Source organism: Marinoscillum sp., from assembly GCF_040222955.1.
Classification (GTDB): Bacteria; Bacteroidota; Bacteroidia; order Cytophagales; family Cyclobacteriaceae; genus Marinoscillum.
Map to the genome: position 1 here is coordinate 42,758 of NZ_JAVKCA010000002.1, position 26,976 is coordinate 69,733.

17 protein-coding genes are annotated in these 26,976 nt (G+C 48.6%); 5 read left to right on the forward strand and 12 right to left on the reverse strand.

All coding sequences use genetic code 11. The annotated features are described in order from the left end of the window. Positions 1-28: 28 nt before the first annotated feature. Entirely contained in the window at positions 29-460 is a 432-nt protein-coding gene (locus tag RIH33_RS00255; protein ID WP_406651635.1) for a 3D domain-containing protein, read from the forward strand. An 87-nt stretch (positions 461-547) separates the two neighbouring features. Here RIH33_RS00255 and RIH33_RS00260 read toward each other — a convergent pair whose 3' ends face one another. From RIH33_RS00260 to RIH33_RS00290, 7 genes are all read right to left on the reverse strand, one after another. Further along, positions 548-2,968, reverse strand: a complete 2,421-nt coding sequence (locus tag RIH33_RS00260; protein ID WP_406651636.1) for a glycoside hydrolase family 2 TIM barrel-domain containing protein — start codon at positions 2,966-2,968, stop codon at positions 548-550. Further along, positions 2,969-4,156, reverse strand: coding sequence for a glycoside hydrolase family 88 protein (locus tag RIH33_RS00265; RefSeq protein WP_406651637.1), 1,188 nt, complete (start codon positions 4,154-4,156; stop codon positions 2,969-2,971). Between the two features lie 7 nt (positions 4,157-4,163). Next, entirely contained in the window at positions 4,164-5,726 is a 1,563-nt protein-coding gene (locus tag RIH33_RS00270) for a RagB/SusD family nutrient uptake outer membrane protein (RefSeq protein WP_406651638.1), read from the reverse strand. A 23-nt stretch (positions 5,727-5,749) separates the two neighbouring features. Further along, positions 5,750-8,737, reverse strand: a complete 2,988-nt coding sequence (locus RIH33_RS00275; RefSeq protein WP_406651639.1) for a SusC/RagA family TonB-linked outer membrane protein — start codon at positions 8,735-8,737, stop codon at positions 5,750-5,752. A 210-nt stretch (positions 8,738-8,947) separates the two neighbouring features. Next, positions 8,948-13,117 carry a two-component regulator propeller domain-containing protein gene (locus tag RIH33_RS00280; protein WP_406651640.1) on the reverse strand — a complete coding sequence of 1,390 codons (4,170 nt, stop codon included), beginning with the start codon at positions 13,115-13,117 and terminating at the stop codon, positions 8,948-8,950. Between the two features lie 69 nt (positions 13,118-13,186). Further along, positions 13,187-14,842 carry a hypothetical protein gene (locus tag RIH33_RS00285; protein WP_406651641.1) on the reverse strand — a complete coding sequence of 552 codons (1,656 nt, stop codon included), beginning with the start codon at positions 14,840-14,842 and terminating at the stop codon, positions 13,187-13,189. A gap of 12 nt (positions 14,843-14,854) precedes the next feature. Further along, complete coding sequence (locus RIH33_RS00290) at positions 14,855-16,159, reverse strand: T9SS type A sorting domain-containing protein (protein WP_406651642.1); 1,305 nt, start codon at positions 16,157-16,159, stop codon at positions 14,855-14,857. Positions 16,160-16,312: 153 nt separating this feature from the next. Between RIH33_RS00290 and RIH33_RS00295 the strand changes: the two genes are divergently transcribed. Further along, complete coding sequence (locus RIH33_RS00295; protein ID WP_406651643.1) at positions 16,313-17,311, forward strand: Gfo/Idh/MocA family protein; 999 nt, start codon at positions 16,313-16,315, stop codon at positions 17,309-17,311. Here RIH33_RS00295 and RIH33_RS00300 read toward each other — a convergent pair. The 4 genes from RIH33_RS00300 to RIH33_RS00315 all read right to left on the reverse strand — a co-directional run bounded on the left by RIH33_RS00300 (position 17,301) and on the right by RIH33_RS00315 (position 21,910). Beyond that, positions 17,301-18,173: a hypothetical protein gene (locus RIH33_RS00300; protein WP_406651644.1), complete on the reverse strand. Its 873-nt coding sequence runs from the start codon at positions 18,171-18,173 to the stop codon at positions 17,301-17,303. The two genes, RIH33_RS00295 and RIH33_RS00300, sit on opposite strands and share 11 nt — an antisense overlap. Positions 18,174-18,255: 82 nt before the next feature. After that, the gene (locus tag RIH33_RS00305) at positions 18,256-19,134 is read right to left on the reverse strand and encodes a polysaccharide lyase (RefSeq protein ID WP_406651645.1); all 879 of its coding nucleotides are present in this window, start codon (positions 19,132-19,134) and stop codon (positions 18,256-18,258) included. A 72-nt stretch (positions 19,135-19,206) separates the two neighbouring features. Beyond that, positions 19,207-20,727, reverse strand: a complete 1,521-nt coding sequence (locus tag RIH33_RS00310) for a serine hydrolase (RefSeq protein WP_406651646.1) — start codon at positions 20,725-20,727, stop codon at positions 19,207-19,209. Between the two features lie 415 nt (positions 20,728-21,142). Next, entirely contained in the window at positions 21,143-21,910 is a 768-nt protein-coding gene (locus RIH33_RS00315; protein ID WP_406651647.1) for a hypothetical protein, read from the reverse strand. A gap of 273 nt (positions 21,911-22,183) precedes the next feature. Here RIH33_RS00315 and RIH33_RS00320 point away from each other — a divergent pair, with 273 nt between their 5' ends. Both RIH33_RS00320 and RIH33_RS00325 read left to right on the forward strand, forming a co-directional pair. Continuing rightward, positions 22,184-24,055, forward strand: coding sequence for a CBS domain-containing protein (locus tag RIH33_RS00320; RefSeq protein WP_406651648.1), 1,872 nt, complete (start codon positions 22,184-22,186; stop codon positions 24,053-24,055). Continuing rightward, positions 24,048-25,244 carry a succinylglutamate desuccinylase/aspartoacylase family protein gene (locus tag RIH33_RS00325; RefSeq protein ID WP_406651649.1) on the forward strand — a complete coding sequence of 399 codons (1,197 nt, stop codon included), beginning with the start codon at positions 24,048-24,050 and terminating at the stop codon, positions 25,242-25,244. Before RIH33_RS00320 ends, RIH33_RS00325 begins: the two co-directional genes overlap by 8 nt. A 116-nt stretch (positions 25,245-25,360) precedes the next feature. Here RIH33_RS00325 and RIH33_RS00330 read toward each other — a convergent pair whose 3' ends face one another. Further along, a complete protein-coding gene (locus tag RIH33_RS00330) occupies positions 25,361-25,975 on the reverse strand; it encodes a TetR/AcrR family transcriptional regulator (protein WP_406651650.1) in 615 nt (204 codons plus the stop codon). Positions 25,976-26,068: 93 nt separating this feature from the next. Between RIH33_RS00330 and RIH33_RS00335 the strand changes: the two genes are divergently transcribed. Next, a complete protein-coding gene (locus RIH33_RS00335; RefSeq protein WP_406651651.1) occupies positions 26,069-26,851 on the forward strand; it encodes a sterol desaturase family protein in 783 nt (260 codons plus the stop codon). Positions 26,852-26,976: the final 125 nt, after the last annotated feature.

Here is a 26,976-nt window from a genome sequence, read left to right on the forward strand (position 1 = left end):
GGTAGTTAGGATATAATTCAGAAGGACGATGTACGTTTGCACTTCTATGACCTTAATGACTCCCTCCCACACCTCCTACCCCTGGTTATTTCTGATCTTCGGGTTGCTATTATCGGCCTATGCGATGGCTCAGCCCACCCGATGGGATACGCTGGAAGTGAAGGCTTCCGCCTATAATTCGGTCATCGCTCAAACCAAGCCCAACGATGCCACCACGGCCGCCTGGGGAGATCAGCTGGTACCCGGAATGAAGGTGATAGCCGTTTCCAGGGATTTAATAGCGCTGGGGCTCACGCATAACACGCAGGTGAAAATTGAGGGAATGGAAGGAATCTTTCTCGTCAAGGACAAAATGCATCCCCGCTGGACCAAAAAAATTGACATCTACATGGGTGAAGACATCCAAAAAGCCCTGATCTGGGGTGTGCGCCCCGTGAAGATTTACTATGAAGTAAAGTAGCCCGAAATCACCACAACCGCTTCAACAAAAAATGCCCCGATCCTAAATACCGGGGCACCAACTATGAAGAGGATGAAAACTCAAACTTTAAGGGGTCACATTGATGGGCACCTTGAGAAAGGTCCCTTTAAAATTTTGATTCAGAACGGTCATCACAAACTCCCTTGAAGCTTTCCCTGGCACCACTTCAATGGCTGCGTGTCCATTGGCCATTTTGATAGAGGAGCTTCCCGTTGGCGTACCCATATGTTCTACCAAAACACCTCCCGCCAGGCACTGAAAGTAAACCCGCTCTTCATAGTCCAGGCATCTTCTCTGCTCACTGTCTACGGCCGTGGCGGTGATCAGGTAATTTCCGTTTTCTAAAAGCTTATAAGATAACTCCAGAGCTTCCGGGGTGCCGGCCTTCTGATGCGTATAATTTACTGTGAGGGTATCCTCTGCCACCGATTGACCGCCCTGGTATGCCACTGCCCTGAATTGGCTGTCTCCCGCAGGAAACAACACGTCCCAGTTGAGTCCGCAGGCGGGAAACTGCGTGATATCGCGTATTCTTATCCCCAGGCTCTGCCCATTGATGAAAAGCTCCACACTGTCGGCATTGCTAAAGACACTGATGTTTCGGGTCACATCTTCCGGCCCTGAGCGCTCCGTCCAGGTGTGCGATTCTATATACGCGAAAGGTTCATCGGACCAGTAGCTTTTGAAGACATAATAGGCATCTTTTGGGTTTCCGGCCCTGTCCACCAATCCCTTTTGGTTGACATAGGGTATGTCATTCTCAGGGCGCAACGGAGTACCAAAATCTCTGAAGGCCCATTGTGCGTTGCCCGCAAAATCAGGGTGTGTTTCAGATATTCTGAGGTGCCAGTCAAACAGGTCTACAATGTAGTTTTCGCTCCAGTCTCCATTTTGGGCTATGTTAACGATCTGCACCTGATTAATAGGCTCTTCCCATTCATTGGCATTGATCAACCCATCTCCGGTCACCGGGCTCTCGGTATGCCTACCCATGTGGCTCGACCCACCGTATTCCATGTGTACAAAATGCGGATACTTTTTCAGGGAGTTGTCAACCGCATTCTGATAGTTCTTATAAGTACCTGAATACCACCCTGACCAGATGGAGGGGCTGAAAACATCCACAATATCAGCGCCTTCATAGTACTTGCGCACCGCTGTTTTCCGATAAGGGTCCAGGGTATGTGCCAAATCATTCAGCTCTCGCAAAAAAGCATTGATTTTCTCCGGGTTGTCTCCGTCTTCAAACTCAGGCAGCCAGTAAATCTCATTGCCCAATGACCAGAGGATCACACTCGGATGGTTGTAATTCTGATCAATCATTTCTTCAAAAAGTCTTTTGGTATTCTGCTTCCAAACGTCATCACCTACGCCTCCCCGACACCAGGGCAACTCATCCCAGACCAAAATACCCAACTCATCGCAGGCCTTATACACCTCCGGGTCCTGGGGGTAGTGACCCAGACGAACAAAGTTGGCACCCATGGCCTTGATGTCTTCAATGTCCCTGCGATGCAGCGCATTGGGCATGGCCGCACCATATCCGGCATACTCCTCATGGCGGTGGGTACCTCGTAGAATCACCCGCTCCCCATTGAGGTAGAACGGCCCATGATCCTTAAACTCATACCAGCGGTAGCCATAGGTCTCCGATACGGCATCAATTACCTTCCTGCCTTGCAGCAGCTGTACCTCTGTGGTATACAGTGCAGGTTTTTTTACATCCCAAAGCTCAGGATTCTTCAAAGTGAAACGTATTTCGGCTTGTCCGGCCCGCACATCAGTCTGCTTGCTATGAACAACTTTTCCGGATGGGTCTTTGATCTGAAGGTTCAGTGATAGACCTGAAGCACTTCCCTGGGAATCGGTATCCACAATGATCCGGGTAGTCCCTGATGCTGCGCTGACTTCCGGGGTTTGGATGGTGATGTCTCCAATGTACGATCCGGCTGTTTTCTTAAGCCACACATCCCGCGTAATGCCCCCAAAAATGAAAAAATCCGATTGATGGGATGGTATCAGCTGTGGGTCATAACCATTGTCTACCCGCACGAGTACTTCGTTTTTTCCATCTGTCAACTGCCCCGTAATCTCGATTTCGAAACCTACATATCCGCCGATATGCTCACCGGATTTGGCACCATTGACGTAGAGATGTGTGACATTATTGGCCCCTTCGAAATAGATAAAGTACCTGCTTCCACGCTCGGGCGTAAGATTCAGTACTTTCCTGTACCAGCTTGCGCTGCGTCTGTAGCCGGGCTCCAGGTCTGTGGCGTCTATGTTGTTCCAGGTATGTGGCAGGTCTAGGGAGGCCCAGCCTTCCATCGTACGGGCTTTATCCACTTTCATTTCCGGATTTTCCAGGTAGGACCACCCCAGATTGATGTTGGTTTGACGATCTGAAAATGACTGGCCAATAACTGATCCAATCAAAAGGAAATATAACACCCCGCCTATTATCGGCCTTGCTAACTGTCTTTTCATTTACTTTAACTCTTTTTGTCTGAGCAACGCCTCCATAAAATAATAATCCGCATAGATCAGAGGTACATCCACCTCATCATCTTTGGGCATATTCCCGGTACTGTGTGTCAGAATAAACATATTATTGGGTCGATCCTCCAGGTAAGCGTCTGATTGCAGCGTTTCCAGGATGGCATCAGCCTGTTCAATCATCTTCGGATCAGCCGCATAAGCACTCAGCTCATAAAGTGCTGAGGCAGTCACTGTGGCCGCCGATACATCTCTGGGTTTACCTGCAGTGGGATCATTATAATCCCAGTACGGAATCAGGTCCTCAGGCAGATTGGGATGGTTGAAAATGTAGGTGTAGATTTTTTGAGCCTGCTCCAAAAACCGGGCCTCCCCTGTGAAACGGTACACCATGGTATACCCATAAAGGCCCCAGGCCTGCCCACGCGCCCATGAGGACTCATCGGAGTACCCCTGATGGGTCTGCTTACCTCTTACGGCGCCTGTCTGCGGATCATAGTCCACCACGTGCCATGAGCTATTATCCTCCCTGAAGTGATGCCGCATGGTGGTAATGGCATGTGTCCGGGCCATCTCATAATAGGTGGAATCTCCGGTAAATGTGGTAGCCAGAAAGAGTAGCTCCAAATTCATCATGTTGTCAATGATGACCGGAAAAGTCCAGATGTCCTTATTAAAATCCCAGGACCGGGTGCAGCCCACCACGGGGTTGAATCGGGTACTGAGGGTCTTGGCACTTTCGATCATGACCTCCCGGTATTTCGGATCTTCGGTGATCCTGTAGCCATTCCCGAAGCTGCAATTGATTTTGAAACCCATGTCATGGGTACCCGCATTGGTTTTCTGATCTTCCACAAGTGTGGTCCATTCCTGAGCCAGATTTTTATAAGCCTCATTGCCCGTGTACTCATAAGCGTACCAAAGCACGCCCGGGTAAAATCCACTTGTCCAGTCGCGAGAGGCTACCCCCCGTATTTCGCCGTTGGGCTCCAGACTTCTGGGGAAACTGCCGGCTATTGCCGGGTAATCAAGCATGTTAGTGATCCGGGCACTCAGGCCCGAATCGCTAACTGTTACCGGGGTACTCTCCACATCCGTCTCCTCTGGCTGCGCACCCCCCTGATTACAAGCACTCATCCACACCCCTATCAATCCGCACAATATCAATATCCTGTTCATCCCGTGATTAGTAGTTGAGGTTCTGAGTAAGGTTTTCGTTTTTATCTACGTCGTTCTGATACTTAGGCAGGTAGTAATCACGGGCAGGGTTGAATGCCTGCTGCTCAAGGCCTCCTGCACCAAATGCCGTCTCAGCCATTTTTCTTCTCTGAATATCGTACCATCTGCCGCCCTCAAAAGCCAGCTCCAGGCGACGCTCCTCCAGAACTGCCGTGCGAAAATCAGCCTGGCTCATCCCTGAAGCGATATTGGCCGGGAATGCACGGTCATTACCTGCATCACCATCCAACTCTCTGCGGGCTCTGGACCTCACCTGGTTCACATAACCCTCAGCTTCTGCATTTGGTCCTGAGTTTTTCTCATTCAACGCCTCTGCGGCAATCAACAATACTTCAGCATACCTCATCACAGGCTGGTCAATCTCAGAATCACGACCATTGAGACCCGAAGGTGCTCCCGATACTCCGAGAGACCTGTAATACTTAGCAATATGGGGTCGTGCCACATTCAATGGGATACTGCCCCACTCAGTGTATGGTGTATCCTCTCCAAGGTAGGTCATCAGCGTATCAAAACTTACGGCTTTTCTATAGTCTCTGGAATCCCAGGTGTCATACACGGCCAATGTAGGCACTGCTACACTCCAGCCCTCGCCCATGCCAAACCGCTCATCTTTACGTGGGCCGGTGACTGATGCCAGATAGTCTGTGGAAGGATTGGATCCCCCAATGGCTCCGGCCGCATCGTTGCCAGAAAAATCGATCTCGAACAGCAGTTCATTGGAAGGCGCACTGATAGATGGGTCAAACAAGTCTGCAAACTCTCCCTCCAATGCGTACTGAAAAGTGCCACTGTTATCAATCACCCATTTTGCTTCGTCGTAGGCGTCATTCCAGTTTTCCAGGGTCAGATGTACTGAAGCCAGCAAACCTGCTGCGGTACCTTTGCCCGGTCTGGAACGCAATGCCGGAGCATCCGGCAACCACTCTTTGGCAAACTCCAGGTCGGCAATAATGCCGGCATAGGTGTCAGCCACAGGGTTTTGTGGTAACGAATACGCCAATTCGGGATCTGAAAAAGCCACATCGATATATGGAATTTCTCCAAACAAACGCACGAAATGATAATGAATAAAGGCCCTCAAAAAGCGGCCCTCTGCCACAACTGCATTGAGCTCTTCCTCAGGTGCGTCCACACTTTTGGCTCCCTCCAGTGCGTAGTTGATGGCGGCAAGTGCTTCGTACCCTTTCGGCCAAAACTCACTGACCATTCCATTATTTGAACTCATGTTCATCTTGTCTACTTCTATTCTGCGAGCCGCTGTGGTTTGATCCCCGATGCTCACCATATCCCCTCTGAGGATAAGGGTCAGGAACAATTTTCTACCCCAGAATGCTTCGTGCTCCATGGCCGAATAGCCGCCATTGAGGCCTATCTGTACATCTGCAGGTGTCTTGAAAAACCCTTCCGGAGACAATAAGCCTACAGGCTCCTCCACCAGGTCGTCGCAGGAAAATGCGAACAACATACCCAGTGCAAAAAATGCTGATAATATATATGATCTTTTCATGATTCTATGTTTTAAAGCCTTCATTATAGTCCCAGGTTGATACCGAAAGTATAGGTGCGCACATTGGGATAACTGGCGTAATCCAGTCCAATGTTTCTGCTGCTATTCTGATAGTTCACCTCAGGGTCCAGTCCGGGATAGTCCGTAATGGTGAGGAGGTTCTGAGCACTGGCATAGATGCGCAATGATCTGATGTGCAGTCCGTTGAGCAGCGCCGTAGGGAAAGTATAGCCCAAAGCAATGTTCTTCAGTCGGACATAGCTGGCATCATATACCCATCGGGAAGACACCTTGTACGTTCGGCCACTTGAGGCTTTAGGAATGTCCGTATTGGGGTTTTCAGGAGTCCACGCTCGCAACGCAATCCGGGAAGCATTGGCTTTTCCCGAAAGGGTTTCCAATTCCATTTGTGTGTAGCTTAGCATGTCATTGCCATGTGATCCCTGAAAGAATACATTCAGGTCAAAGTTTTTGTAACTCACTGTATTACCAAACGCCCAGATGAAATCAGGATGTGGGTTCCCGATGATTTTACGGTCATCATTGCTCAGCTCACCATCTTCGCTCACATCTGCAAATTTCTCACCACCAGCCTCTTGCTCAAAGCCGGAACCAGGCAGGAAGGTGTCCCCATTCTGATAAATCCCCTGGTACTCGTATCCGTAGAAAACGCCGATGGACTCTCCTTCCAAAAGAAGTTGAGAACTACCCAACAGCATGTGCCCAGGTGACGCACCGTAGATCTGTACCGAGTCGGCCAGCTCCACAATTTTGTTTCTATTAGCCGAAATATTGAAGTTGGATTCCCACTGGACTTTTCCGACCAGGTTCCTGGTGTTCACAGAGAATTCAAATCCTTTGTTTTCCAGCACACCGATGTTTTGCCACTGCGAGCCCACCCCAATGTAGCTGGGTAGTGGTCGGTTGAACAGCAAATCTTTGGTTTGCTTATTGTAATAGTCTACAGTCAGGTTCACACGTCCTTTGACCAGACCAATATCCGCACCCAGGTCAAACTGATTGGTGGTTTCCCAGCTCAATACATTGTTGGCAAGTGATCCTACTCCGAGGGCATTGGTGCCTGCTATGTGAGGATTTCGCACAGACAGGGTAGCCAAAGACTGGTATGGTCCGATGGCCTGATTTCCTACAGAGCCATAACTCACCCGCATTTTCAGCTGGTCTATCACATCCACAGATTTCAGAAATGACTCACCCTTCACATCCCATGCGAAGGCTGCCGAAGGGAAAAATCCCCACTTTTTATCTGCAGCAAAATTGGAAGCCCCGTCTCTCCTGCCCGTGAAGGTGAAGGTGTAGCGATCCATGATGGTGTAGTTCAGTCGGGTGTAGAAAGACTTAATAGAGGACTGAGAATACCCGGACGATGGGGTACTTGGAGTCGCGCCCTGATTTAAAGCCCAGAAACGCCCGGCATTGTTAATAAAACCGGAAGAAGAAGCTCCCCATGACTCGGTGCTGTTTTTCTGGTAAGAATAACCATTCACCCAAAGAATGCGGTGCTGTCCAAAATCTTTGTGAATGGTAAAATAGTTTTCACTCAGGAATGAAGTTTGTTTCTGAGCATCAACAGAGGCAAGGCCATCTGACCCAGCTCCTCGAATCAAAGTGGTAGGCCAAAACTCGCCATCACGCCAGTTGGTCACCCCTATCCCCAGGGTGGTCTTGAATGACAACCACTCCGTGATATCCAGCTCCGCAAAAGTATTGGACTGAAACCTGTCTGTGATACGCTCACGGTCATACTCAGTAGCCATGGCATAAGGGTTGTCGATCTGATCACCCACCTGAGCCACTGTATATGAGCCATCTTCATTGTAAATCCCCAAATCAGGATTGAAGCGCATCGCTGCACCCACTACGCCGGCCTGACCTGAACCACCACTACCCTCCTGGGTACGAATGCCTTCATCCTGGCTACGGCGACCATAAAGGTTCAACCCGAACTTCAGGAACTCATTGGCCTTCACATCCATGTTGGCGTTGAGTGAATACCTGTTGTACTCCGAGCCGATGACCACTCCATCCTGATCGAAGTAGGTACCAGACAGGTAGTATCGGACATTATCCGTACCGCCGCTCACAGAAAGCTGATTGTTGGCGATCATTCCCTGGCGATAGATTTCATCCTGCCAGTCGGTGTTTGATCCCAAATACTCGTAATTGGGCGAAAAATTCTGGATGTAAGAAGCAAACTCCGGTCCGTCCAAAAGTTCCAGCTTGTTGGTAGTGTTTTGAAAAGAATAAGAGCTGTTGAAATCGACTTTGATCTGGCCGCTGCTTCCTTTTTTGGTCGTGATGAGTATTACCCCATTGGAACCTCTGGAACCATAAATAGCCGTAGCAGAAGCATCTTTCAATATTTCTATAGACTCAATGTCCTGTGGTGGCGGCATCTCTGCACCCACAAAACCATCTACAACGCGAATAGGCTCACTGGAAGAGTTGATAGAACTAACTCCCCGCACCCTAATGCTATAGTTGGTGCCTGGCTGGCCTCCGTTGTTGGAAGATATCTGTACCCCGGCGGCACGTCCCTGCAATGTCTGCACCGCAGACAATGCCGGGAAAGCATTGATTTCAGCGGCTTTAACGGATGAGACAGAACCTGTAAGGTCACTCTTCTTCACGGCACCGTATCCTACTACTACCACCTCATCCAAAGACATCAGGTCCACAGCCATGGACACGCTCACGCTACTTCGCCCGGCTACATTGATTTTTTGCTGCTCAAATCCGATGAAGCTAAAAATCAATGACGCATTATCGCCTGGTACGGTCAGGCTATAGTTGCCTTCTATATCAGTAATGGTACCACTCTGAGTACCTTCTATTAGTACTGACACGCCTGGCAAACCGGTACCATCCTCGGCGGAAGTCACCGTACCATTCACTGTCCGCTCCTGAGCAATCGCCCAGGATGTCACACTCATCAATACTACAGACAGCAGGGTCTTATAGTATTTGTTCAAAGTAAAAATCATTCTCATACATTTTTTGGTTTAGACTAGGTATATCATCAGGAGCACCATAAAAGCGATCAAAAGACTTAGGGCCACCTCAAGAAAACTGATTCGATGTTTCACAAAATTTTCGTTTGTTAATTCAAGGTCAATCTTAGGGGTTTGGCAGGTCACAAAAATCCAGAAGTAGGTATAAAGAAGTCCTAAAAAGTGATTTCAGCTCCTGAAAACGACGATTTAGCCCTCATCCACCTCTGCCACGGAGAATTTTCCTGCATATTCTGTAGGAGTGGCCGAGTGGTATTTCTGAAAGCACTTGCTGAAGTACTTGGGATTGGAAAATCCGACGTGGTAGCTCACCTCTGCTACGGAGACTTTGTTTTGCTCCAGGATCTGGGCGGCGCGCTTCATGCGCATCGAATGAATGAATTCGTTCGGAGTGAGGTTGGTCCAGGCTTTTACTTTGGTGAAGAGCATGGTGCGGCTCACCCCCAGTTCGGTACTGAATAGTTGAATATTAAAAAACTCATTCGAAATGTTTTCATCCACAATCTCCAGCGCACGTTTCAGTAGCTTTTCATCCAGGGACGAAACGGTGATTTCACTAGGTTTCACGATGGACTCACTGGCAAACTTCTCCCGCAGCCTGCTGTAAGTATTGATCAGGTTTCGGGTCTTCAGCTTGAGCTCCTTCACATTGAAGGGCTTATTGAGGTACTCATCCGCACCAGACTCTAATCCTTCAAACTTAAAAATAAGCGAAGTACGGGCGGTCAGCAGCATGAAGGGAATGTGGCTGGTTTTCAGGTTGGATTTGGCCTGAAAGCAAAACTCAATCCCGTCCATTTTGGGCATCATCACATCACTAATAATGAGATCCGGAACGATTTGCACCGCTTTTTTGAAGCCTTCCATGCCATTTTCTGCCTCCTCTATGCGGTACTCACCCCTGAACACCTCCACAATGAATCGGCGCACAGAAGGGTTGTCCTCCACGATGAGTATGCAGGGCATTTTATCTTCATCCATCACATGGGTAACCTCCTCGATGTGGGGTTCTTCTGACTCCATCAGCTCAGCTTCCACTGCACTGATTTTCACATAAGTGGAAACATCCTCACTGTCTTTAAAGTCTTTGATGATCTGGTCTTCCTGCAGGTGATCCTTACCCAGCGGCATACTCACCGTAAACGCAGTGCCCTGCCCTTTTTCACTTTCCACTTCGATAATGCCCCCATGCATTTCTACCACCCCTTTGGCAATGGCCAATCCTATACCAGTACCTTTCTGATGCTGATGCTTAGGGCTGGCCTCCGTGTGCTCCACCTCATAAAACCGATCAAAAATGCGATCGAGGTGCTCACGCTCCATCCCAATACCCGTATCAGCAATCCTGAAAAAGAAGCGTTGGTCTTCCTGCCAAACCTTCACATGGATGCTGCCCTCTTCATTGGTGTATTTAAAGGCATTGGAGATGAGGTTATAAAAAACACGCTCCATTTTGTCCCGATCATACCACGTTCTGATCTCCTCCGAGCCTTTGTCAAACTCATAGTTGATCTGATGAATCTTGGCATACTGTCTGAATGACAGCACAATCTCCTCGATGAACTTCACCATATTCCCTTCAGCGGCATGTAGCTTTTCGTGCTTGTTTTCAAACTTTCTGAAATCCAGCAGTTGATTGACCAGCTTCAGTAATCTTACAGAGTTCTTCTCCATCACCCTGAGCTGCTTGTATACCTTATTGCTGCCTTTGTAATCCTGAAGAATCTGCTCCAATGGTCCCAATATCAGGGTAAGCGGTGTCCTGAACTCATGTGATATGTTGGTGAAAAACCGAAGCTTCATCTGGTTCACAGACTTCTGACGCTCATTTTCCAAATGTTCCAGCTCCAGCTGGTGACGGAGCCGGGAGCGCGACAGCATGATGTTACTCAGGGCATACAGAGCCACTACCACAATGATGAAGTAGATCAGGAAAGCCCACCAGGTTCTCCAGGGTGCAGGATTCACCACGATCTTCATGGAAGTGATGTCTTCACTCCAGATGCCATCATTATTGGCACCTTTTACCTCGAAAACATAGGTACCAGGTCGCTGAATGGTGTAGGTGGCCGTATTCTTATGGGTGATGTTCCAGTTTTCTTCCAGTCCGGCCAGGCGGTAGGCATAGAGGTTTTTATCCGGATTGATGAAATTGGGTATGGCGAAATCAAGGGAGAAAATCGCCTGATCATGATCCAGTATAATCTGACGCGTCTCCATGATGGCCTTTTTCAAAATACCATCAGCCGCTCCTACTTTTACACTCTGGTTAAATACTTTGAGATCTGTGATCACCGTGGACGGTGCGTATCTGTTGGTCCTGATCTGATCGGGGAAAAATGCAGAGAGGCCCTGCGGTCCACCAAAGTACATCATCCCCGACCGGCTCTTGAAGCAGGCATTGTTGTTAAATTCATTAGAAACCAGACCGTCAGACTCATCAAAAGTGAGGGTGCTTCCATCCTCCGGATTCACCTTGCTAATGCCCTGATTGGAACTCACCCAAAGGTAATTTTCGCTATCCTCCAGAATGCCATGAATCACATTACTGTTGCCATCAGACGAATCAAATATGGGGAATGAAATGAACTCATTGCGGTGGGGTTCATAGCGGCTCAGCCCCGACTCATAAGTGCCAACCCAAATGCGGCGGAGGTGGTCTTCGAAAATCACCAGCACATCTTCGCCGGACTTTTTCTGTTCGTTGTAAAAAAAGCGCTCAAAGGTGTATTCCCGATCCTCAATGCGCTGAGCAGATAGTTTGTTGAGTCCGTACTGCGTCCCTACCCACAGGTTGTTATCAGCATCCTTACAAAGTAGCCGCACCTGATTATCGCTGAGGCTTGTGGCATCCCCCGGATCATACAGGATATTGTCAGAGGTGTTGGAGTGAATATTGAGCAGGTGCAGGCCACCTCCAAAAGTTCCCACCCAAAAAAGGGAGTCATTTTCCTTCAGAATCGCATAGACACTATTGTGACTGATGCCCAACTCTTTGTCAAAATGGGCCTTGAACGCACCGGACTCAGTATCGAAAATATCAATCCCCGTATTCAGGGTGCCTATCCACAGGTTCTTCCCGGACTCCAGGTACAACGCCTTGATGTTATTGCTGGAGAGCCCATTGGGTTTGCCGTTGGCCTTCAGGTGACTGATCTTGCCGGTTTTAGGATGGAGGAAATTTATCCCTCCACCTTCTGTTCCAATGAATATTTTTCCGGACTGATCTTCGACAATAGAGCTTACTACATCATAGCTCAGTCCGTTGCCTGCTGGTAGCTGCTGGTAGTTTCGGAAGTTGCTGTTGGTCTCATCCAGCATGTTGATCCCGCCATAGTACACCCCTACCCATAAAGAGCCTTTTTTATCAATAAAGGTGGATTTGATCGTATTCTTACTCAGGCTTTGAGCATCATTCGGGTCATTGAGGATGGATGAAAAAACACCCGGAGTGCTCATTTTATTGAGGCCGCGGTAAGTACCTATCCATAGGTTCTTGTCCTGGTCGAATGTCAAAGACCTCACATCATCATTGCTAATGGCAGCAGGCGCTTCGGGATCGTGGTGGAAGGCCACAAATCTGTCCTTTTCCGCCAGCAGATTCAGCCCACCCCTAGTGCCAAACCAAAGTTTACCATCCGGACCTTCAGCAATACTCTGAACGAAATTATCGCTGAGGGAACCCGGATTACCGGGATCAGCAAGGTAGCGATCAAAGGATATTTTGTTTCCCGTTCGCCGGGATACCCGGTTCAAACCTTTCGAGGTACCTATCCAAACCTCCCCCCGACTGTCCTGAAAAATTTCCACTACATAATTACCGGAAAGGCTATTTTCATCTTCCGGATCATGCTGTACCCTGAAAGACTTGCCATCTTTGTAGATAGTCAACCCTCCACCGGTACCCACCCAGATCTCTCCATTGTCCATCTCATGAATGGCCCACACACTGTTATTTGCCAGCGAGGTGGGGTCATTCTTATCATTGTAAAAGCGGTAAAAACGGCCCTCACTGTAACTGTATCGGTTCAGTCCATTGTACGTACCGATCCATAGGTCTCCATGCCGATCGGTGAGGATTTCCAGTACGTCGTTGTTGCTGATGGAGGTGGAATCTTTAGGGTCATTTCTGAAAACTGTGAATTGATTGCCATTATAGGTGTTCAGGCCATCCCGGGTAGCAAACCACAATAAACCCTTTTGATCCTGAGCTATGGAAATCACGGAGCCCTGCGAAAGTCCATCGGCGGTAGAAAGGTGTCTGAACCTGTGATGCTCCTGACCATGGCTAACCCAGCCCGCCAATAGCAGGAACATCACGCAAAAAGCGCTCCTACACTCAATTAAAGTATTTTTCAACTTTACACTCATCATCTTTGGGGTACACCTACAAGTAAAACTTACGGAATATTCTCCATATTATTGTGCTCATCTAATCCTGCTGTCCAGCTGATACTGATAAAGAGACCGGACATCACTAATCTGCGAATTTACCCGCTCAATATAGGCATCAGGCCCATAAACTACCTCGATTTTTCTGTTGGCATATATTCCCATCAAACGGGCCATCGGTCCGTCTGTCATGCCATTTAAGGTCACCACATCAGCTGTATCAAACCCATCCCCGAAGGTCACCCCGATGTTCCAAAAAGTGGTGTACGCCCCGTGCGCGGGCTTCCAGTAACCAGCTCCCCCACCTGCAAAAAGGGGGTACTGATCGGCTCCATTCAAGGACACATTCACCCGGATGTTGTCAAACAAATTCTGATGATTGGCCCCGGCATGCTGATCAAGAAGGGGAGCCACCTCCACCTGACAGTCGGTATAGACACTCCTGGTAGAAAAAGTATTGAAGCTCAGCGGATGCCGGACTTCATTGCGAACCCTCAACCGTTGCACCAGCACGTTGTGCACTCCACTCATGGCCACAGAGTAATGAGCTATTTTCTCCCCGGAGGTTTCAATGTCACTGACCGTCACATTGGCGATTTCTTCCGTCAATATCCCGCTGTCCGCGTTCTCAATCTTCACATCCGTCACCCAGCCATTGAAAAGCCGGGTGAGGTAGATGGCGTTATACCCCTCCTCTATATGGTGGGCAATATTGGGTGCCATTGGAAAAACAATTCGGATGTGTTCGATACCCACTTCCTCCAGATGCGCCCACTCCACCATGGCCGGAGCCCAGGCTTCCCTGATGTCCATGAGCAATGGATCCTTGATGGTCACATTATTTCCAGACACCCGGGTGATAAGCGCGCGCTGCTGCACCAGCGGGTGCGTGGGGTAGTTCCAGTGGTGCGAACCTATTTTCAATGGGCGTTCGCCATACAAAGCCCTGATGAGCGAGCCCCCCTGCCCTTCGGTATTGTACCATTCTATCTGGATCACCTGTCCGACCTTTAAGTTTTCAGAGGAAGACACTGTCACCTGATGAGTTCCGCGCTCCCCTGTCAGCACTTTACAAAGCACCACAGGGTCAACATCATACTTATCCAGATAGGCCTTGGTCCTCACTCCGGGCTGACGGGTCCAGATCACCCCTCCTGCCCAGGCATACTGTGAAAATGGCAGATCAATGTTATTTTCCGGCTCTCTCTGTCGTTTATCCAGCTCCACCAGGTATTCGCGAAGCTCCGAGAGTGCGGGAGGGTCAGGGAAATAACTCATGGGGCGGGGACAATAAATGGTGGTGCCACTCGCTCCACTCCCACTTCCCCTCAACACCAGATGGCTCCGCTCAATATAAAGTACCTCACTCAAAATGAGACGTCCGGGAGGAAGCTGCAATGTCACCGGTCCGACCACCTCGTGCGCAGCACTGAGCGCCCGCTGAAGCGCCTTACTGTCGTCCTTCCCGTCGTTGGGGATTACCCCAAAATCGGTGGCATGAAGTACCTTCCCACTGGCTGAAGCTGGAATGGGATCTTCACCAAAGTGATATCCGGCATAGGAAAAATCAGGTAGATAATTCGCTTTAGATATAGCCTCATCAGACAAAAGATCTGGTAGGTCCTGTGCCTGTCCGGAGTGCTGAGAACATACCCAAATACCTAAAATAAGAATACTGGTTCTTTTCAACATACGCTATCCCTCTTATTCTTTGATAAATCTTAAAACGCTACCCCCGGCTGTCTGGAGAAAGTAAATACCTGGCCTCAAGGACTTAATGGAAACCTCAGAACCCCGACCAGCCCTGACTACCTGCCCTCCCATGTCCAGCACGCGGTAATCTTCTCCCTGTCTTTTTGCATGCTTTATTTTTAGCACATCTGTCGCGGGATTGGGATAGATCGATAGGTCTCCCCCGGAGGATGCATTCAAAACAAGGGCATTTTTGGTATCATCGGTATCCTCCGCGTTGTCCACATATCCTGCTGGCTGCTCACACCCATACTGGCTCACTTCAGGATTGCCCAGCCCGTCTCCGTCCGCATCCTCAAACCAGTCCAGGCAGGTATCTGCACTGTTCTGCACATAACCATCCGGCCGCTCGCAGGCAAAAACAAAGGAGTTGGGATCTCCCATGCCATCACCATCAGCATCCTCATACCATACTGGGCAGGCACCAATTTCGGTTACTTTGAAATCCGCAAAAAGGACCTCCTCATCCCGTAGCGAGTTGATATCATTTAAACTGCGATAGATACCCCACTTGGGCCGCACAAACGAAGATCCTGTTCTCCACATGTCTATTTCGTTGCTGGTGTAGCTCAGTACCTCCGTGCCATCCAGCAGTTTCAGACTGACATCCAGGGTGCCTGTATTGTCTGCATACTCCACCTTACAATACGCCTGTACCCATTGTCCCTTGATCAGGGAAAGCTCCGCTTGTGTGATGGTAGTGTAACTATTATTCCCCCGGCCATGAATGAGCTGAAGCTGCTCCGGGTCTGCTTTGCGGGGCGTGATGGTCAGCAGCGGATTCGCTGCATCATTGCCGCCCACAGCTTTTAGCTGGAAGAGATGCGTGAAGTTGGCAGACGGCTGAAAAAATTCATCAATCTTAAAAAACCACTCATAAGTGACCACCTCACGTTGAATCGCCTTCAGGTAATTCGGTGAGGGGTCATACGCTTTGATTTCATTTCTTTGGCGGTCCACATTGGTTTCGCACCGGTCGGTATCCAGGTCTTTGTGGATGTAAAATTTAAACACATTTCGATCCAACTCCTCGTCATACAGTTCTTCTATGTGTTTGAAAATCTCCTCATGGTCACAATCCGGAACTTCCAGCGGCGAGCCGCCCAATGCACCCTCCAGCAAACTATAAGTATCACCGGGGCCATCAGCAGAGATGGTAGTGACTGTAGTGTCTTGCGCAATGGATGGATAGTATAGTAATATGCCTGCTAAAATTAAAAAATATTGCTTCCCGAGTCTCAGGTAGTTGTTCATCATATGAAGTTGGTTGCCAAAAATTTTTAGACCCTAAACCTATTAAAGGCACGGGTAGTCAGCGTCCAAAACTGGGGGTACAATCGTTCAAAATCCCTCAAAGGACTATTTAAACCATAAATGATCGTAATTTGCAAGCGGAACACCAATCAACAAATGAATAAGAAGATTAAGGAAAATCAGGTGAATTGGGGCATCGTAGGAGTAGGCGATGTGTGTGAAGTCAAAAGTGCTCCGGCTATGAACCTGATCACCCACTCGCGGATAGAGGCCGTCATGCGAAGAAATGCCGACAAAGCGCAGGACTATGCCAGGCGTCACCAAATAGAAAAATGGTACAGTGATGCAGATGCTCTGATCAATGATCCCAAAGTGAATGCCATCTACATAGCGACTCCTCCGGACGCCCACCTGGAATACACCATCAAGGCAGCCAACGCCGGCAAGCCAGTGTATGTGGAGAAACCTATGGCCCGTACCCATGCGGAGTGTCAGGAAATGGTCGCTGTTTGTCAAAAAGCGGGTGTGCCCCTCTATGTAGCCTACTACCGACGTGCCCTCCCCCATTTTCTCAAAATCAAAGCACTGATAGAAAGCGGAGCCATTGGAGACGTTCGCTTTGTGGAAGTGCGGATGTGTAAACCATTGGTGCCGGACATTATCACCCACCAAACCAATCACTGGCGGGTAAACCCGGAGGTTTCCGGGGGCGGATACTTCTATGACCTGGCCAGCCATCAGCTGGACTTTCTGGACTTCCTGTTTGGACCCATCCGAAAAGCAAGTGGGTATTCAGCCAATCAGGGTGGACAGTATAAAGCAGAAGATATTGTAACCGCCAGCTTCGAGTTTACCAAAGGAGTGCTGGGTACCGGCAGCTGGTGTTTCGCTTCGGGAGGAGTGAGTGACAAAGACATCACCACCATTGTGGGTTCCAGTGGGGAGATTTCTTATGCGTCTTTTGGTAAAGCCGAGGTAACCCTAAGAAGGGATGGCCTTGATGAAAAAGTCTTTTCGTTTGACCTGCCCCAACACATACAGCAGCCACTCATCCAGCAGGTGGTGGACGACCTGTTGGGTAATGGCACCTGTGTGAGCACAGGCGAAAGCGGTGCACGTACCAATCAGGTGATGGAGTGGATGGCTAATGCGTAAGTTTCCATACCAGTCCAACCTCTATCCCCCATACCTCGCTGGTCACGTCGTTGAGGCGGGTCCTGGGTGTGGACTGGTCTTTTTTGTAAACGGTATCGATCCCCATGCCCGTGGTCCAATAGCCATAAGATGACCGCAGCCCGATGGTCAGCACCTCTGAGGTTTTATAGGACATCACCAATTGATTTTCCAGCCCGAAACCTTTAGCCTTGTGCCTGAAGCTAACCGGATGCTGAAAGGATTCGATCAGGTTCCAGTTGCCTGTGGCATGGTACCGCACCTGGTGATAGTTGGTTTTCAGGGTGAAACTTAGCACCCTACCGGGAAGTAATTGCAACCCACCGCTCAGCATAGGACCATACCACTGGTTGGTGTAGGAGCTCCGCAGGTCCATCTTTTCATTGAGGAGAAAAAAGCGCTGACTCATGAATGCGTAGCCACCGCCAAGGGCAAGGGTTATGCTTTTGTTTTTGATCGCCTGAACCAATAAACCACCCTGACTGGCAAGGGCATAACCTTTTCCGGCATCTTCCTTGGCATAAAATACTCGTCCCGTGCGGTCATCCCCTTCATAGTCACTATCCGTGACGCTCCCTTGCACAAGTACATGGTGCCGGTATTTCATGAATGCAGCTATTCTACTGGTGATAGGCTGCTGATAGGACATCATAGCCCCTACCCCGGTCACCTCCTGCCATATGAGTTCAGAAAAAATATTCGGTGCTGTGCCATTGAGGTCGCCCGCGATGGACCATGAGAGGTTTTGTCGGGTGTAGCTCAGTCCGGTGGTCAATTGACCCTGTCCGGATGTAGCCAGACCTGCCAATGACCCGATTAAAAATATGATCACTTTCTCTTTCATAAAGTAAAAGACTGTCCCAGAGTGCGCAGGGGGCTGACAAGCTCATAAATCTTCCTGCTCGCCTGAGACAGTCCTCCCGGTTTTAGCTACTCATTCTTGACCATTTCAAGTCATCAAAATAGATGTAACCTGTGCTCCCAGATCCCCAGTAGCTCTGACTTCCTCCTCTGAACACCGAGTAATAAAGTCCCTTTACTTTTCGCTTGGAGTCAGACGAAGCCCATTTGATGTTATCCCTTCTCAAAACAGTGCTGCCGTTCACCTTCATTTCAGCAGTGCCGTTGTAGGAGCTGCCTGTATTGGACTTCATGTAAAAACCAATGGTGTACCAGGTACCTTTGGACAATGCACCGGAGCTCGGGTAAGTAGCACCAAAGGACTCACCGCAGTTACTCGTCATGCCCTGATGATACAGATAGGGCTGGAAATACACACGGCTGTCGCTGGAGTTTGGCGAATACCACATGGCACGCATACTACCTCCGTTTCCGGCCTGGGCGTCACTGGCCCTGCAGCCCGTCACTCCATCACCTACCTGAAAGCCCCAGCCCACTTTGCCACCACGGCTCCAGTCAAACTGGCTGTGAAACCTCACTTTATACTCCAGCCAGTACTCCGTACCGTCTGAAACGTCTATTCTGGACTCCATACCCCCGGAGGTGCCCACGACATTCGCTGCCAGGGTGATCCGGAGGGTATTGGACGAAATGTAAGTAGCCCCTGCGTCCCAGCCGGAAACATTCCCGAAATCGGAACCTGCAGTAGAGGATGAAACCTGCCCGTTTGAGCGGGTAAAGTAAACCTCACGGCTTGAGTAAATGGCGCGGGCCTCTGTGGCGGCATCTGCATCGATGATGGCCGAAGGCTCGGTGATGTCCTCCTGGCAGCCCGTAAAGAGCAGGCCAAAGCCCAGAATGGCACACAGTCCGAGGGACTTCAATTGGTGTTGATTGTTGATCATGGTCATAGTAATTAATTGGTTAAGAAATAATTAAGGTGATCCTGTTGAGGAATCAAGGTTGGAAAATTTCGTTTAGGATGATGCCTGATTCTCCTGAGCTACGGCGAGCTGTTCCCTCAGGAAACCCACGTAAGGAGAGTTCATTGCCGGTCTCAGTGCCATGGCCTCATCAAAGTGTGTTTTGGCCTCCTCAATGAGACCCGAAGCAAGGAGGGCCTCCGCGAGGTTCAGGTGCGCCTCAGGTGCATCCGGATAAAGCTGAACACAGTGCAGGAATACCACAGTGGCATCTTCCATTCGGGACAGTCTGTGCATCAGGTTGACCCCCAGCTGCCCCAGAAGAGACGGCCCCATCAAGAAGTCCTCACTGCCAGCTACCACCAGGCTATCGTGCCAGGCCAGTACTTCCTCCAGACAACGCCCTTCGGTGAGTTTGCGGCTCATCGCCAGGTGAATGGGATACTTTACCGCACTCAGCGATCCACCCTGGAGGTGATCGATGAGGTGCCCGCTGATCACGCCGGGATTGAAATCATCCGAAGTATTGGAAAGAACCATTACTCCAATCTCTTTGGACGGAATGAGGATCATGTCTCCGCTGAAGCCACCGGCATGCCAACTGTTGTTGTATATCCGGGCGCCTTCTGCATCTACGATTTCCCACCCGTAGCCCTTGTAGAGATGCTCGGCGGTTTTGTAATGAGTGGTCAGTAACTGATCAATGGAAGCTGATGAGAGCCCCTGTGGGGCACCGGGCGTACGGAGGGCCATCTGCATCCATTTGGCCATGTCACCCACGGTAGTGTGCAGTCCAAAGCTTCCTGCATTTTCCCGGGTATAAGGATAAATCTCCGATGCTCTCAGGTCATAGCTCAGCCAGTTGAGCACCTCGTGTGGTCTGGCCATCGTAACTGAAGTAGTATCCGGAAAAAACGTGGAATGGGTCATGCCCAGTGGTTCCAACATTTCGGTATGTATTACCTCTTCGAAAGACTTTTTCTCAGACTTGGCCATCAGGTCGGCCAGGATATCATAGTTATAGGGAGACCTTTTGCATTGGCTGCCAGGTGCAAACAGGACATCCTGAAAAATAATACTGCGCGTGGTGGCCTCCAGCGCACCTTCATCGTAGGCTGGCATGTCCCAGGCCGGGTTGAAATGAGGAACTCCCGATGTATGCGTGAGGAGGTGGTGCAAGGTAATGCGCTGGTAGTCTCCCTGCATCTGAAAGTAAGGCAGCTCCTTAACCACCGGATCCTGCAAGCTGAGTCTGTTGGTCTCCTGCAAGCGAAGTGCGGTACTCGCCACCAGCAGCTCCGAGAAGCCACCCGCAAAAAATACTGTGGAATCTGTGAATGGCCTCTTTCGGATCACGTCGCTATATCCGGTGGTGAGGTAATAGGCCGTATCGCGTGTGACCACCACCACGGCCATACCTGGCAGCGGATAGGTTTGAGTCACTGATTGGGTAAAACTTTTGAGTGCCGGAATGTCCAGGTTGGCTTGAAAAAGGGAAGTTTCCTGCACCGGACTACATTGGGTGAGTGCAAGGCAAAAAATGATGAGCGAGTAAATTCTTTTGTCAAGGACCATAATTGCGATATTGTGTTGATCGCAATTTGACATCTATTTTATGCTTCAAAATTCACAAATAGGTATAAAATAGTACGTTTGATTGGTATATTTTCAATATATAAAATGGGTATTTCTTTTACTCAGAACAATTGGAAGTGGGGAAATTTCCCCCTGATATTACCAATGAAAACCGTCATTCCCGCGCAGGCGGGAATCTCATCCAGGAGAGGTTTTCAGAAAGATGAGTCGATTTGGAAGGCATTGTCTTACGGTTCGACGGAGCTCAGCATGACAATGCCGGCCTTAGCTTGCAATTCGGAATCAGCGTGAGAATGTAGGTGGATAAAAAAAAGCCAGGTGCTGATCACAACAATGCCGAGCGCCTGTCCCATTGAAAATGTCATGGTGAGGCTGTTGAACCATCAGAGGGTTTTTAACGATGGTTAATTATATCAACTAATTCAAATAGTAAAATTTGACCCTCATAATTATTGTAGATCATTTTGACGTAACCGTACTCCTTCTTGAACCAATAGGTCAAGGTGGATGTACCAATAGTGCCTGTTGCAATAGATTCAATTACCCAGCAACTATCAATTTTACCCATTGGAACATGTACGCCTTCAATGCCACGTACGTAGTACCTGTGATCCAGGTGTGAATCACTCCAGTCTCCCCATCCTGAATGAATATTTATTGATCCCGGCCACTCTGATCCAGGTTTTAGCAAATCATAAACAATATCAGGGTATGGAGCGATTTGGGTAAAATCATACTGATTAACCCTAACAGGATGTATCCAAATTGATTTCTCAGTCTCCCAGAATCCTTCCTCATAGCTCTCCAACCACTCCCTCTCCAGAGACTTATTAATTTTGTAGGTCTCATACTTGACCTGCTCATCGGGATCGTCTTCAAAAATTATCTTAAGCTCTTCCTGATTACCATTAAATACCCCACCTGTAGCCATCACTAACACCTCAGCCTCAGACAGCAGCAAATAATCCTTGTCCCATATTTTCGTAGAATACCTGAATTCTCTACAACAGAAAAACACCGAGTTATCTAAACACCATGAAGAATCAGAAACATTACAATAAGAAGACGTGCTTGTTTGGGTAGTATCTCGACAGTTGGTCATTAAGAGCGGGATAAATGATAAATAAACATAAACTCTGTATTGTCTGAGATTAGCTTTCATAATTGGCTTTTAAAAAAATCTGATAGAACACAGGATGTAACATTTCTCCATCTACTCAATTTAAATCAATACCAACATAATCCACACAACTATCATCGCCAACGTCTCAATATACACCACTCAGAGACCAGATAGCCAGTAAGTTCCTGACAAACTTCATGCTGGTAGCTGAGTATTGGCAATCATTCATTTGATCAGTTTTGGTAGGATTGTCAGTGTAAACTAACGAGTAGTCACGGGGTACAAATTCACCAGTGACCTAATATACCAAAAATGGGAGATCACCTCATAGATGTAGCGGCAAGCGACAAAGCCAGATTGAGCTTTATCAGTCATTTACTTGACGACCTCAAGAGCCTGCAATACATGCTGGATCATCGAATGATCGAAGACGATATAATTCGTATCGGTGCTGAGCAGGAGCTGTGTCTGGTCAACGAACATTGGCGTCCGGCCAAAAATGCTGTAGAGATCATTGAATCCATCAATGATCCTCATTTCACCTCTGAGCTGGCCCTTTACAATCTGGAGATCAATCTGGATCCCGAAGAGTTTTCGGGTGATGCCTTCAGGCAACAGGAGCAACAACTCGCAGCCTTCATTTCAAAGGCAAGAAGGGCTGCCCGCAAGCACCATAGCAGGATCGTACTCACAGGTATCTTACCCACCATTTCCAGGCACGAACTGGCCCTCGAGTATATGACGCCTTCTCCGCGCTATTATGCACTCAATGAGCTGCTCACCGGAGTATTAGGCAGTGATTTCAGGATGCACTTCACCGGAGTGGATGAGCTCTCCATTGCCCACAATTCCATGATGTTTGAGGCATGCAACACAAGCTTTCAAATGCACCTTCAAATCAACCCGCACCATTTTGAAGCGGACTACAACTGGGCCCAGACAATCGCCGGACCTGTACTGGGAGTGTGTACCAATTCGCCCCTATTGCTGGGCAATGAGCTCTGGAGTGAAACCCGGATAGCACTCTTCCAGCAAAGCATAGACACCCGCAAAATCTCTCGATACCAGAATAAACAGCAACCCCGCGTAGCGTTTGGGAGCAACTGGGTAAGCGGAAGCATTGCGGATTTCTACAAGAAAGAAATCTCTAAATACCGGATACTGCTGACCAAGAAGATAGAAAGAAACTCCCTGGAAGAATTGAAAGCCGGGAGGATCCCCAGACTGGACGCTCTCAACTTGCACAATGGGACTATATACAGATGGAATCGCCCATGCTATGGCGTGGGAAACGGGAAACCCCATGTTCGGATAGAAAACCGGTACATTCCCGCCGGACCAACCGTGGCAGATGAAATCGCCAATTTTGCTTTTTGGGCCGGTCTCATGAAGGGTCGACCACCTGAGTATGACGCCATGCAGGAGAAAATGGACTTTGCAGACGTCAAAAGCAATTTCCTCAAAGCCGCCAGAAACGGCTCTGAAACCATCATGAACTGGATGGGAAAGAAAATACCACTGCCATTGCTGGTTCTGGAGCATCTGATTCCCATCGCCAGGATGGGGCTAGAGCGGATGAACATAGATCCGGTGGATATCAACAGATATCTGGGCATCATAGAAGCTCGCATTGCTACGCAAACCGGGGCTGAGTGGATCAGCAAAAACTACCGCTACCTCCGCAAAAGGTTAAAGACCGACGATGCCCTGATCGCCCTGACGGAAGGTCTGTATCTGAGCGAACAGAAATACAAATCTGTGAATGAATGGCCACACATCACGGACCTGGACTCATTTGGGTCACGGGTCTCAAGCGTCAGACACATTATGAGCACCACGCTGGTTACAGCTGACAGCAAAGATTCAGCCTTGCTAACGCTGCAATATATGAAGTGGAACAACATCCACCACCTCCCGGTAGTGGACAAAAAGGAGCGGCTGGTAGGGCTGATTACCTGGAGTCACCTCAAAAAGCACTGGGAATCCGTGCATATCAATGGCCATGTGGTTTCAGCCTCCGATATCATGATCAAGGACGTCATCACCGTCAGCCATGTGACCCCTATAGATGAGGCTGAGCTGATGATGAAAGAAAAATCCATCGGATGCCTGCCGGTGGTTCAGGAAGGACACCTGATAGGCATTATCACCAACACCGATTTAACAGAATTAAAAAATGGCTGAAACGGATCACATGGTCGCAAATGAGGAGATAGCTTTAGAGCGCATCATCGGAAGGATAGACGGATCGGAGCCTGGTCCATGTTTGATTTTCTTTGCGGGCATACATGGCAATGAACCATCGGGTGTTTTTGCCTTCAGGCAGGTACTCGATGAACTGAGCCAGCACAAGATGGTAGCCAGTGGCAGTATCATCGGCATTGCCGGCAACCTCTGGGCCTTGCAGCGATCTGAGCGTTTTCACACCAAAGACCTGAACCGGCTCTGGACCAGGGAACAAATAGAAGACCTCACGAAGACACCCGCAATATTGCAGGAAGACCAACAACAGCAGCAGGAAATCTATGAGTTGCTCCAGAGCCTCCTCAATGAGGAGACGGGCCCTTTCTATTTTTTCGATCTGCATACTACCTCTGCTGATTCGGTACCTTTCATTACCGTCAACGACAGTCTGCTAAACAGACGGTTTACCAGGCAGTATCCGGTCCCGTTAATTTTAGGGATAGAAGAATACGTGGAAGGCGCCCTGCTGAGCTATATCAATGAACTGGGGTATGTCTCCTTTGGGTTCGAAGGAGGGCAGCATGAAGATCCGTCGGCACTGGAGAACCACAAGATGTTCATCTACCTGTCTCTGGTGTTTGCAGGTGTGGTGGATAAAAGCCGCATTCCTTTTGATGAATACCTGATGCAGCTACACGGCAACAGTGCCGGGAAACGTTCATTTTACGAAATCTACGATCGCTATGAAATCCAGCCCGATGAGAAGTTTGTGATGAGGCCAGGATTCTCCAATTTTCAAAAGATCAAAAAAGGAACCCAACTGGCGTCTAGAAACGGCCGATCCATCACCTCAGCTGAATCGGCCATGCTGTTCATGCCACTCTACCAGTCTCAGGGCAATGACGGCTACTTTCTCATCCGAAAGATTCCCGTTTTTTTCCTCTGGCTATCCGCCGTTCTTCGACGGACCCAGGTCGACCGAATATTCACTTTGCTCCCAGGAGTGCGCTGGTCTTCCGGAGAACGGGAAGCCATGATTGTAGACCTGCGTATCGCACGATTCATTGCCAGGCAGATCTTTCATCTGTTTGGATACCGCAGCAAGGAGCTGGGTTCCCATCATCTGGTCATCAAAAACAGAGAATACGGATCCAGAACCAATGAATACAGGGGTGCTCCCTGGTGGTAATGGATGGTATCAGTCGGCCATACAACTGAGTTGAGTCCGAGCGAAGCTGTCGGTAAGCGCATCGTCAAAGCTTTTACCTCAACAGTCTTATGAACCCCAAAGGTGTCTGTAAGGTCTCAATTCCCCTCATCAAAAACCATATCCAAATAATTCTTGTAAAGCATCAGATGCTTAGCGGTCAGCGATGGGTCATTGATCGCTTTGGAAACAATGTACGCCCCCTCCACCACAACATTAAAGTGATCAGCCAGCACCACTTTATCAACCTCTACTTTCGGTGTACAGCACTCCAATACTTTATCTATCATGTCTTCAAAAGCTATTCGCCATTTGATCATGGTTTCTTTAACCACTTCCTTGATTTCCTCATCATATTGGTTTTGCTCGTTGCTTACAGACGCATACAAACAATTGGGCGGCTCTTTCAGATCAGAAAACATATCGATGAAGCATTGAATAAACTCTAACAACCTCCGTTTAGGTTGATCTTCATAAGCTTCCGTAGCGCTCATAACATTGGCCAGCTCCTCAAGATCCGCCGAAGCAAACTCATTCATTAGGACAAGCGCCAACTCAGCTTTTGTCTTGAAATGATAAAAGAAAGCTCCTTTGGTAATACCCGTTTTCTGAAGGATTAAATCTATAGATGTACCTGCAAATCCATTTTCATAAATCAGGGCCTTGGATTCTGCCAGTATCCTATCTCTTGTTGCTTTTCCGTCACGTCTCATTTCACAAAGATAAATTTAATTATACCAACTAGTTTGTTTAAATAAAAGATTTCCATAAGTTTGTACCAACTAGTTTGTTTAAATAATAAAGCCATGAACTTTCCAACTCCATTACAATTACTACTCGATCCTGTCTCATTGACCGTCCTGGCCATGTTTTTTGCACTGTATGCCTGGGAAAAGCTATTTCCCAGGAATAAAAATTTACCCACTGTTAAGTATGCCACAGCCAGAGGCTTATTTGCCTTTGCTGTTTTCTTCTTTTTAAGCTCTTACCTACCCATAGTAACAGATGGTTTTTTGGCTCAATACCAGCTCATTGATCTTTCAGGGCTACCGTTGCACACCCAGGTGCTGATTGGCCTATTTACTTATCAGTTCCTGTTGTATGGCTGGCACAGATCTATGCATGAGTCCAATCTGTTATGGAAAGGGTTTCACCAAATGCATCATAGCTCCGAGCGTCTGGACATTCCAAGCACCTTTTATTTCAGTCCACTGGATATGATAGGGTTTACTTTTTTGGGAAGTATTGTTTTCGCACTGCTAATGGGTGTTTCCCCTCAAGCGATCACGGTGATTATCCTGGTACTGAATTTCCTGAGCATCTTTCAACACGCCAATATCCGGACCCCACAATGGTTAGGCTATTTGATTCAGCGGCCCGAACAACATGCTATCCACCATAAACGAGGCGTGCATATGCAGAATTATTCGGACCTGCCCATTTACGATCTCATTTTCGGAACATTCAGTAACCCAAAATCATTCGAAGGAGAAAGCGGGTTTTACGATGGTGCATCTGCCAGGGTTATGGACATGATGTTGTTCAGAGATGTTGCTAATACCGGCAATGAACTGACACCCGGAAAGTAAGCTCTATTCACCAGTTTTGCGGATCCGCACACTGCTCAGTTACTTGAAAATAATGCGCAAAACCAATTATTTTGCAACCCATCGAAGGGTTCAAAGAGTCAACCATCTGATCAGCAATAAGGAAT